Here is a 12,003-nt window from a genome sequence, read left to right on the forward strand (position 1 = left end):
CTTATTCTTTAAGCAGTAATTTTAGGCACCTTACCCCATGTAACACAGCGCCAACCATCTGGTTGATTGGTATCATTCTCAAAGATACACACACCACCCGTAGGGACCTTTAGGTTGCGTTCATTAAACTGCTTATCAATCACATGGCTAAAACGCATTATGCCATTACTGCTCACCATTAGTGTGGTTTTGTCACGCTGTTGCGTAAGCACAGTATTAGCAAACGACAACCACCCTTGACGCAACTCATCTGGGTTGACTAACCAACCGTTTGGCACCTGAGCATGCGTGTTCCAACGCTCGATTACCGCTTTACCTGCTGCTACATCGCCTTTCCCCAAACGCAACATGACCTCATCTTCTGCCTTGTTTTCATCGGGCCCATAGTCAATTTCATTTAAGAACTCATCACTTAAGATCTCATCAGTCGATAAACCTAACACCGCACATATCAACTGAGCGGTTTGCTGATGGCGTTTTAGTGGGCCTGCATACACGTTGCTAGGTATCCAATTATTTGCCAACAGATATTGGCCAACTGCCGTCCCTTTATCTGTTTCAACTAAATCCAGGTCGGTACGAGCCCCAACCCGCGTGGGCGTATCGGTCGGTAAAAAAGTATTGCCGTGTCTTACCACAATTAAGCGTGTTGTCATGGAGTATCCTGTTATAGAACGGACACTTAGCATCCGCTGTGTATTTCATATCAAATAAGTGATCGCCATTAAGGCACTAACTCATATTCACCGTCGCTGGCAATAATCGCCTCTGCACGCTGAATATCTTCAGGACTATCAACTCCGCTCATACCAGTACGACCCTGATAGCCAACTTTGACCATTTTAACTGCGATACTGTTTTCCAAAAAGCGCATTTGCTCCAGCCCTTCGCATTGCTCATAGGTGCTCTCTGGCATTGCAAAATACCCTTCTAGCGCTTTGGCTGTATAGCCATACAAGCCAATATGCCGTTTCACCGGTGACAACGCGCTACTTTGGCGCATCGATGCCTCCTTACGAATAGCCGGAATGATGTTCTTGCTAAAAGTGAGTGCCAATTGTTCTCGATTGATTTGTACCGTCGTGCCACTGAACGGCGTTACTTGTTTGACTTCCCTAAGCTTATCCAGCTCGGGCCAACTCAGCTCAACGTATGGCGTAAACACCTCACCAACGTCACTGGATTTCCATGACTCTATCAAGGCACTGATAAACCAAGGTGGGCATAACGGATTATCTCCCTGCAAATTAACAATAAAATCTGGCTTTTCAGTTAGTTGTTGAAGCACATCAAAACAGCGTTCAGTGCCACTATTACATTGCTCGGAGGTCATTAGGTATCGGACCTGATGCTGCTCACACAACTGCACAATACGCTCATCATCGGTTGCAACCACATAATCACAGTCACTTTGAGTTTGGCACACATAACGCGCAATATCGGCAACACGTAACAACATCTCTCGGCCTGCGATTTTCAGCAATGGCTTACCTGGCAAGCGGGTACTTCCGTATCGGGCGGGGATCACTATGAGCGTTTTGTGCATGCAATAAGTCCTTAAATGAATTCTTTGGTACCCGCGTCCAATAAACATACACACGGGACATTAGGCTCTATTATAGAACGTCTAGCTGTTCGCTTTAAAGGCCTAGTCCCAACTCTACCACTGCGCGACAAGTTTTGTTTTGAAAACATCAGCTTCATGTAATAAATACGCCACTTTGGTAAGCGCACTGTTAACTCAGCTTTAACCGTTCAAAAAGCCATGTCCTTCAGACTAATTTTTATTGCAATCTAAATGAGAACCATTAATATTCGCAACCTTATTTTTTAGTCGGAATTTTTTATGCAAACTTTTAACCTATCATTAGTCACCTTAGCGTGCTTAGTCGCCACCACGGCCCAAGCCAATGAACAGAGCCATGATCCAAGCGTGGAACGCATCAGCGTTTATGGTAAACAAAATGATGTGGTTATGAATTCTGGACTGGCAACAAAATCAAACATGTCACTAATGGCGACCCCCGCAGCGGTCGTTGTGATTGACGAAGCTATGATCAAGGCTCAAGGCGTCAATAACTTACAGAACTTGGTTCGCAATATTAGTGGTGTTACACAGGCGGGTAACAACTATGGTATTGGCGACAACCTCGTGGTGCGAGGCCTAGGCGCAAACTACACCTATGACGGTATGTATGGCGGAGCAGGGCTTGGCAATACCTTTAACCCAACGCGCTCGTTGACCAATGTAGAGTCGGTAGAGGTATTGAAAGGGCCAGCAACGGGCCTATATGGCATGGGTAGCGCCGGGGGGGTCATCAACTTAATAGAGAAAAAGCCTCAGTTTGAGCAACACAACACCATGCACATTGAGCTAGGTCAGTGGCAAAGCTATGCCATGGGCTTAGATTCAACCAATGCCATAACGGATCAACTGGCTTATCGCTTTGTCGCAAAACATGAACGTAGCGAAGGGTTTCGCGATCTCAACAATGACCGCGATGAAGCTTATTTGTCATTTCGCTACTTGGTCGATGATAACCAAGATCTAACCCTTGCCACAGCTTATATCAAAGATAGTATTGCTGTTGATTCGATAGGCCACCCCATTCGTATCTATAATGCTGAGTCTGTTGGCAATAAATCAGCAGCACAAGCCACGTGGCAAGATCTCATCAACGACCCAAACGGCGAGGGCATTCAACTTACTGATGAACAGCGCCAACGCTTAGCAACTTCATTGGCAGACAATGATGGGCTGACGCCATACTCATTTGGTCATGCAGGGCTTATCTCCCCAATGGCCAGCGACAACCAAGGCGAAGAGCTGCGCGTTAAGTTAACGCATACCCTCTATTTAACTGATAATCTGTTCTTAAACCAGCAGCTGCAATACCGCGACTATGACACAGGCTTTGCGCGTCAAACCGGTGCTTACAACTACGTTTATTGGGATCGAAGAGGGACTATCAATGCTGACCCTCGCGCGCCTTTGGTGCTTGATGGGCAGCTATACCCTTTTGCAGCCAGACGTCAGGAGTACCGTAAAGTCAGCGCAGATGAACGTTCATGGCAATACTTTGCAGACTTGCGTTATGACTTTAATTTAGCAGATATCAATCAAGAGCTATTGGTCAACGCGAATTATGAAGATCGTGACATTCGCTTCAAACAGTATTCAATCTACGACGCGGATAAGGTGATCAAGAACAAACAAGGTGATGTGATATATCGCGGTACACTGCCTTATATCTTCGACATTCGCTCACCGAATTGGGCACAAGGCCGTTTCGAGGATTATGATCCACTCAATACTGCCAACTACAACAAAACCGTTAGTGCTTGGGGCACAGGTGTGCAACATGTTGCCTATTTCGATAATGGCTTTACCACCCGCGTTGGTGTGGCATTTAATGAAATCAAGCAAAGCTACGAACACTTTGGTGTTGATGCACGCTACCGAGCCAGCGCCGCACAACCGACGCCAGAACAAAATACCGCTGATATGGGGGCTACCTACAACCTGGGTGTAACCTATATGCCGACCGATAACCTCTCTGTTTTTATCAACCATGCAAAAGGTCGAACGGCCTACGGAATTCTTGATAGCGTATCGGGCACGGAGCAAGATCGTGACGACTCAGAGTCACTCAGCAACGATATTGGTTTGCGCTTTAAAGCGTTTGACGATCAATTGCTTGCCTCTGTCGTGATATTTGAAAGTGCGCGTACAAATCTACAATATAATAACCCAGAGTATGATGAGGCCGTGTCTGCTGCCGATGTACCTCGCTATTTCTATGATGGCAAAGAGCAAACCAAAGGCGTAGAGCTGGATTTGAACGCGCACCTGAATGACAATTGGAAGCTTAATGTGAATGCCATTTATCAAGACGCGCGTGATAAAACCAATCCCAATAATGAAACGACTTACAACAGTCGCCAAAAGGGCGTACCGTATATCAGCGCTGGCACTTGGTTAAGCTACGCTCATCACTGGGCTGCACTGGCTCACCCTATAGAGCTAAGCCTAGGTGCAAACTATGTTGATAAACGCAGTACCCACTCAACATCATTTGGGATCCCTGATGGCTATGTTCCCAGTTATACCGTATTTGATTCAGCCCTAAGCTACGTTACTGACAGCTGGACGCTACAACTCAACCTAAACAATCTGTTTAACAAAAAGTACTACAGTAAAGCGATGTTCCTAGGCGGCATGCCAGGGGAAGAACGTAATGTAAAACTTAGTTTCAGCATGAGCCTATAATAGTGTGTGGGCCATCCAAGATGGCCCACACAAATAGATTTATTCACTATCTTGATGTGTTACTTGCCATTGGCTCATTAGTTTGAGCATGAGCTCACTGGCTGTATCGAAATCATATTCATCCAGAACTTTGCTGAGCTTTTTCAAGTAACCTTTACAGCGCTCATCGTGCATGATGTAAAGTAATTCCTCTACCACGTCCGCTGCATCTGTATCACTGTCTTCTAACATCGTCGCCAAACTGGTCAACTTATTACTCACCTGAGCGGTATTTAATGCGCTATTAAGTGTTTTATCTGCCGCTTTATAGTGCGGCTTCAATGCCCGCAAGGCGTGTTTAATGCCATCAATTATGGGCGCAATTTGTTGACCTACTCGGTCAATATAGGGCCTGAGCTGCTGCGTATTCACCATACACGCTTGTTCTAATTCGCCAGCCGCTCCTTGGAGCTGATAAGCGCCTATGTTACCTGCCAATGCTTTCATGGTATGCGCCCAATTTAACACTAATGCCGACGCCGCAGGCTGAGTGTCTGACTGCTCTTCATCATGTAGAGATATCATGTGTTCATACTCACTTAAGAGTGAACCTTGTTTATCTACAAAGCGTTTTAGCAGTTGTATATACAATGCGATATCGCCACCAGCAATGTGCAGCCCTTGTCTTGGGTTTAAACCCTGAATATCAGCAAATGCGCTCACATCCTGCTCGCTGACCTTAACGGGTTCAGTGTTTATCGCAATGCTAGGCTTAACCCATTGCTGTATGGTAGAGACCATATGGGCAATATCAATGGGCTTAAAAATAATGTCGTTCATACCGCAGGCTTTAACCGCATGTTGGTTGTCTTTGGTGACACTGGCGGTCATCGCGATGATGGGCAACTGCGCAAAGTTTGTCTGAGCACGAATTTGTCGAGTGGTCTCATAGCCATCCATATGCGGCATTTGGCAATCCATCAGCACACCATCAAAAGTGTGTGTTTGAAGTTTACTGAGTGCTTGTTTGCCATTGCCAGTAACACTGACCTGAGCGCCTTGCTTCGTCAACAATGCAACTGCTAGCTCTTGATTCAACTCGTTATCTTCAACGAGTAGTAAGTTTACCCCAGCAAGTGGCTGGCAGGTTACATGCTCAGAATAAACTTGTTTATCGGGTCTCTTTTCACCACTCAACTCCTTTAAATGTGTATAAAGTGGTGTGGGGAAGATAGGCTTGCTTAGTAATATGATGTCATCGCCACTTACACAGTGCTCTAAATGGTGTGTGTCGTAAGGTGCCATGAGTACCACCAAACCAGTCGGTTGTTGCTCTTTGAACTTGTCAATAATATGTTGTGCCTGCTGATCGACAAACAGAATATCTGAGTGCTCAAACTGCGTATTAAGCAGCTCTATTTGGCTTGCACTGTAGCAATGCGTTTGTATATCCGCATGTTGTAAGTACATAGATAGCACTCGGCTGGCGTATTGATCATCATCCACAACCAAAGCATGTTTAATCGCTAACTGAGGCTTGGTTATCTGCTCATCCGTGAGGCATTGCACTGACAAGTTAAAGGAGAAGGTACTCCCTATCTCTGGCGTGCTTTGACATTCTATTTTTCCACCCATGAGCGTGACCAACTTTTGGCTAATCGCCAGACCCAACCCCGTACCGCCGTATTTACGAGTAATAGATGAATCGGCCTGACTAAAAGACTCAAACAGCCTTTGCTGTTGTTCATCAGTCATGCCTATACCAGAGTCAATCACAGCGATGGCCAGCGTCACCCTATCATCGAACTGTTGCTCAAGTGTAACGTTGATCATGACCTGCCCGTCTTGCTCGGTAAACTTGATGGCATTAGAGCCAAGATTAAGCAATACCTGCCCGATGCGTAATGGGTCTCCCTGCAGCTGTCTAGGAATATGTGGGTCTAACGAGATATTGAGCATCAGCCCTTTTTCTTGAGCTTTGATACTGAGCACGTCAACGCAATTCGACAGTACCTCTTCAATCGAAAAGGGCACAAGTTCAATATCCAGCTTACCGGCTTCAATCTTAGAAAAGTCTAAGATATCGTTAATAATGCCTAATAACGACTCACCACTGCGATGAATCTTTTCAACATAATTTCGCTGCTTGCGATCCAGCTCTGTATCCAATACCAAATAACTCATCCCTATAATGGCATTCATGGGCGTACGAATTTCATGAGACATATTAGATAAGAAGTCAGATTTGGCCTGAGTGGCACGCTCAGCGGTCTCTTTTGCTTGCTTCAATGCGGCTTCTAAATGCTTCGCATCCGAAATATCCATATTGATGCCAAAAATACTCTTTTTTTGCGCACTCGCATCGTGCTGCATGCTGCGACCAATTGTCAAAATCCATTTCCATGTGCCATCAGCGGTACGCATACGGTATTCACAGCGAAACATCGACGTTTGTTTTTTAAAATAAGCTATCAACGTATCCTGTACGTGATCAAAGTCATCTGGGTGGATCAAGGCTCGCCAACGGGCAACACTTTTACCGAATTTTTGTTCAGGCTCATCACCCAAATAGCCCAACATGGATGACCAAGTACTATTGGTCACCAAAATATCTCTATAGCTATCCCACTCCCACATGCCCGCATTCGCTCCCTGCATAGCAAGCTCTAGGCGTTGTTCAGCATCTTTAAGTTCACTGTAAGACAGTGAGTTAGCAAGTGCCACCGCCAAATGATTACCAACAACTCTTAAAATGCTCAACTGCGCAGCGTTATAAGCTTGCTCGCTATTGGACTGAATTGTAAAAATACCTAGTATTTTGCCATCCACAACTAAGGGCATACAAAACGCGGTCCGTGTTTGCTCGCCATTCAAACTGTCTTGGATATTTAACCCATACCCCTGCCAGCATGCCTCACTATCTAATAACAATTCTGTGTTGTGCTTAATACAGTAGCTTTCTATTGTCTGCGCGCTTTTAACAGACACGTCCAGTACCGATAACGGGTTGTCATTATGCTGTGCAAAAATAAAGTCGACTAATTTGCTCTTGTCATGGTACACACCCACAGCAAAAAAGTTACATGCCAGAGTCTGGCGCAAATGTGTATATATCGTGTGGCAGATGGCGCGCATATCGTGACTTGCAGCGGCGTCTTTACCGACTTCGGCCAGCACTAAAATTTCCTGTGTGTGTCTTTCAACTCGCTTTTCTAGCCGTAAGCTGGCCTTACTTAAGCGCTTAAAGCGCCATGAAATCGCTCCGCTTATCAACAGCAGTAAAAACACTGGCAGAGAAATCTGGAACCAAAGCGTTTGATACCAAGCCGGCGTGCGTATTACCTTGACTGCAATGCCCTGACGGTTCCAAACCCCATGATTGTTACTACCTTGAATACGCAGCTCGTACTCACCCGGTGGCAAGTCTCGGTAGGTGACAGTGTGTTCGGCGGTAATATCACCCCAATCACTGTGATGCCCAACCAACCAAGTGCGATAACGATTGTCTAAATTGGACTGATAATCCAGTGCAGAAAAATGTACGCGTAAACTATGATTTTCAGGCGTCATGACAATCGGCTGAGTAAAATCTTGTACGCTTTTTTCATCGACCCAAGCCTGTGTAAATACCAGTTTCGGCGCAACTCGATTGACTCGAACCAGCTCAGGCACAAAGCGCGTGATACCATCAACCCTGCCGAATAAAATTTGCCCTTGGCTGGCGGCTTGTGAGCGCGCTAAAAAGTGGTTGTTGGCCAGACCATCATGCACACTAAAGTGATGGAAGACATGAGTCTGCGTGTCTAACTTGTATATACCACTTGAAGTAGCCAGCCATAAGTACCCATGTTTATCTGCAATCATCGATTTTATGGCAAGCGATGTCTCTGAAGCGGTATTGGCATAGCGCGTAAATTGCCTGCTTTTTAAATCATAGCTGGTAAGCCCATTATTCGTTGCAAGCCAAACTTTTTCGTCATATTCCATCGCCTGATTGACGTAATTGTCACTCAGACTCGCCACATCGCTGTGCGCTATAAACTGTACCGATTCACGCCCATTGGCAGTGACCCTAAACACGCCCTCACCATCTGTGCCTACCCAAGCCCGTTGTTCACTATCAATAAATACGAAGTTTGCATCAACATTTGGCAACAGAGCGCTATATTGATCACTACCGATGCGCCAACGAATGACCGCGTTCTGACCGGCCAGCGCCAGCCATGCCCAGCCTTGTTGGTCAAAACTAATATCTTCGACGGAATGACGAGGGTCGGAAAGCCAAAACAGCTCCACAGCATGAAGCTCTTTGGCTTGCTCATCAACTCGATATAAACCAAAGTTAGTAGCAGCAAAAAGTTGACCATATTGATTACGGGCTAGTTTGTGAACCCTAAGACGGTAATCTCCTGTTAGTACATTGTTATGAGCAAAAGGGGTGAACGTCTGTTTGCCATCAAAGTGAACTAAACCACGGCCAGTGCCGAGCCATACACCACCTTGGCGCGCAGGAGCAATACTCAACACTTGTCTAAACAGACCTGACAGCAAGTAATCTTGTAGATAGTTTTGATGCGATGTAAACATTGGTGGGTTTGGATAAACCTTGATGATCCCCGAATAGCGTGTCGCCGCCCATAGCAGCCCTGTTTCATCGATCAATACCTGGCGAACATCACGACTGGGTAACAATGCTAGCTTTGAAACATGTGGTGTGTTGACAAAGCGCTGTTTAATAATAGAAAAGCGATAAATACCAGCAAAGGTTGATAGAATAATTTCCCCTTGGTGATGTAGCATTTTAGAAACACTCGGCAAGCCACCTTCAGGCAAATCAAATGTTTGATACTGTCCCGTATCTGCACTGAATAAACCAAAGCTGCGTCGTGTCGCTACCCACATTCTACCTTGAGCATCAAAAGAGACTTGCCTAACTTCATTATGATCTAACTCACTGGAGTCCATATCAAAACTCACTAGCAGATCAGTTTGCCTGTCCAATTTATGCAAGCCATGAGATGTGCCAAACCAAATAGCACCACGGCTATCCTCACTGATACTCCAAACGCGATTCTTACCTTCCAAATCAGCTGGTTGCTTAGCAAACAAGAAGCGTTTGAACGTCCCTTGTTCACCCACCAGCTGATTTAGGCCACCCCCATTTGTACCAACCCAGAGCGTTCCATCCTGACTTTCAAACAAAGTTTGTATTTTGTCTGATCCCAGTGAGTCGGCTTGTTTGGCATCGTGGCGAAAATGCATAAATGATTGCTCACCTTGCCACAGGTTGAGGCCACCTCCCCAAGTGCCCGCCCACAACCGACCTTGGCTATCAAACAAAATCGTCGCCACACTGTTCGCCGATAATGAGTCCACTCGACTGGGATCATTTTTGTAGGTGATGAATTGATACCCATCGTAACGCATGACGCCATCGGCACTGGCAAACCACATAAACCCTTGCGGGTCTCTGGCAACAGCGTAAATTTGTGGGTTTGAAAGCCCGTTATAGGCCGAAATGTGCTCAACTTTTAACGTGTCACTCGCCCTCACGTGGCCAGTATTTAAGCCAACTAACAACAACAGCACACCAAAGATGATGGGCATAAAAGACAGTTGAGGCAGTTTCACACGACACTCCAGATTGGCTACAGCATTGAATTAAAAGTATATTTCAGCTGTCAGCCCTGATGAAAGTTATTGCAGCTAAAGCTAAATTATAACAGTAATTTCATAAAGCTAAGGATATTTACCCTTCATGATGCATCTGATCATTCGTATGCTATTACTAATAGACTAACCCTAAATGATGTAGCGAGTATTTATGGCACTCCACATGAGCCAGTTGACTGTATTGATTGTAGAGCCGTTTGAAGCGGTAAGGGCAATGATCACGAACGTATTGAATGAAATGGGTAATATTAAAATTATCCAAAGCTCCAACAGTAACGATGCGCTTGAAAAACTCGCCTACAATGACGTGGGTTTGATCATTGGTGAATGGCAATTGTCTGGGCTTACTGGCATTGAGTTTCTGACTCAGGTTCGCACCACGCCACGCACCGCGAAAATTCCCTTTTTGATGATGTCCTCAACGATAGAGCAAGCACATGTTGTTCGCGCAATTCAATGTGGTGTATCGGAGTTCATCGTAAAACCATTTTCAAGTAAACAACTTAAAGCTCGAATCCAACGCGCCTTAAATCGGCCCGTTAGAGCATTTCAAGGCGACTCAGCACAATTAGCCTCTGTCGCACAAGAAGAGCAAATACAACTACTGATTGTGGATGATGTGGCTGACAACATCAAAGTCATCAGTGACATCCTACGCCGAGACTATAAAGTTCGTGCTGCACTCAACGGTAAAAAAGCATTGCAAATCTGTGCGGGCGACCCACAGCCAGATATTATCTTGCTGGATATCATGATGCCCGAAATGGATGGCCTAGAAGTGTGTCGTCGCCTCAAAGCCGACCCCAATACCCAGCATATAACCGTCATATTTTTAACTGCCTTGGAACAAACTGAGCATGTCATTAAGGGGTTATCTTTGGGTGCTGTGGACTACATCACCAAACCGGCTAATCCTGCGATTGTGAAATCAAGAGTGCAGGCCCATTGTCGCGGCATCGAATCACACCGTCTAATGCGCGCTCAGATTGATACAATGCTCGAAAACGCAAGACTAAGAGACGAGTTCGATAACCTCAACCAAAACGAGCTCACCAAACCGGTTTCTGTGATTCAGCATGCCTGCGAATTATTATCGAGTCACGTACAGCAAAGTGAAAAAGCCAGACATTATCTAGAAGAAATTCAGCACAACTGTGCGCAATTACAGCTCCACCTTGATAGTGTAACGGCGCTTGCTAAGATTGAGCGCAATGACTACCAACTCAACCCTCAGTCGCATAACCTGCTATTCGTTGTGGATGGGGTGTTAGCTGCCCTAGCCAACACGCTCAAACAACAGCAACTCAGTGTGCATACCTCAATTGCTGCTGATCTGGAATATCGTGGAGAGTTGACGCTCACCCATACCTTGTTAAGCCACCTAATTAAAAATGCGTTAGAAGCTTCAAGAACGAGGCCAAGCATCAATGTGAACGCCAGCCAAAGTGATGAGCATGTTGTGATCACCATACATAATTCAGATCCAGTTCCAACACATCTGACAGAGCAATTTTTTGAGAAGTTTGTCAGCTTTGGCAAACCAGGGAGGCTCGGGATGGGTACTTATATCGCAAAATTGCTGGTTGAGGCACAGCATGGCACTATCGCCTTTCGTACGGATGATAACCTAGGAACCGAGGTTTTTGTTCACTTACCGCTGGGCTAACAGGCTATCAAGCGTCGTGGTGAACTATTTCACCACTTTCAAATAACTAGGCGTTTCATCTGGCCTGAGCGGTACCTTGGTATTGTTGTAACCCAAGGTTTCTGCTCGCAATGCGCTGACATGATTAAAGACCGTTTTAACACCGTAATACTGGTCCATGTCCTTTTCACCTTCTAATAAATCACCCAGCTCAAGCATCAAATAATAAGCGGTATTTTGAATTTTTTCGGGCACTTGCTCCTCAGGCTCCCCTTTAATAAAGAAGCTTCGAAGCCAGCATTCTGCGCGATTACAGCCATGCCCTTGCACAATCATGCCTACAGCTAGCGCCATTGCAATTATCATTAATACAATAAAAATTAGTATGGGTTGCATCCTGTTGCTTCCTCCATATAGATAAAATGATGCGCTACGT

6 protein-coding genes are annotated in these 12,003 nt (G+C 45.5%); 2 read left to right on the plus strand and 4 right to left on the minus strand.

Annotated elements, in window-relative coordinates; all coding sequences use genetic code 11:
• Positions 1 to 8: 8 nt before the first annotated feature.
• Positions 9 to 656, minus strand: a complete 648-nt coding sequence (locus BET10_RS00510) for a histidine phosphatase family protein (protein ID WP_070982863.1) — start codon at positions 654 to 656, stop codon at positions 9 to 11.
• A 68-nt stretch (positions 657 to 724) separates the two neighbouring features.
• Positions 725 to 1,546: a 3-deoxy-manno-octulosonate cytidylyltransferase family protein gene (locus tag BET10_RS00515; protein ID WP_070982864.1), complete on the minus strand. Its 822-nt coding sequence runs from the start codon at positions 1,544 to 1,546 to the stop codon at positions 725 to 727.
• 300 nt (positions 1,547 to 1,846) lie between these two features.
• On the opposite strand from BET10_RS00515, the gene BET10_RS00520 reads away from it, so the two are divergent.
• Positions 1,847 to 4,270 (plus strand): TonB-dependent receptor, encoded by a 2,424-nt coding sequence (locus tag BET10_RS00520; protein WP_070982865.1) that lies wholly within the window; start codon positions 1,847 to 1,849, stop codon positions 4,268 to 4,270.
• Between the two features lie 39 nt (positions 4,271 to 4,309).
• Here the strand turns inward: BET10_RS00520 and BET10_RS00525 are convergent, their stop codons facing one another.
• Positions 4,310 to 9,880, minus strand: coding sequence for a two-component regulator propeller domain-containing protein (locus tag BET10_RS00525; RefSeq protein ID WP_070982866.1), 5,571 nt, complete (start codon positions 9,878 to 9,880; stop codon positions 4,310 to 4,312).
• Positions 9,881 to 10,085: 205 nt separating this feature from the next.
• On the opposite strand from BET10_RS00525, the gene BET10_RS00530 reads away from it, so the two are divergent.
• Positions 10,086 to 11,588: a response regulator gene (locus tag BET10_RS00530; protein ID WP_070982867.1), complete on the plus strand. Its 1,503-nt coding sequence runs from the start codon at positions 10,086 to 10,088 to the stop codon at positions 11,586 to 11,588.
• Between the two features lie 24 nt (positions 11,589 to 11,612).
• Here the strand turns inward: BET10_RS00530 and BET10_RS00535 are convergent, their stop codons facing one another.
• The gene (locus BET10_RS00535) at positions 11,613 to 11,963 is read right to left on the minus strand and encodes a hypothetical protein (protein ID WP_070982868.1); all 351 of its coding nucleotides are present in this window, start codon (positions 11,961 to 11,963) and stop codon (positions 11,613 to 11,615) included.
• Between the last annotated feature and the right edge of the window lie 40 nt (positions 11,964 to 12,003).

Origin of the sequence: Pseudoalteromonas amylolytica (assembly GCF_001854605.1) — a bacterium.
Lineage (GTDB): Bacteria > Pseudomonadota > Gammaproteobacteria > Enterobacterales > Alteromonadaceae > Pseudoalteromonas > Pseudoalteromonas amylolytica.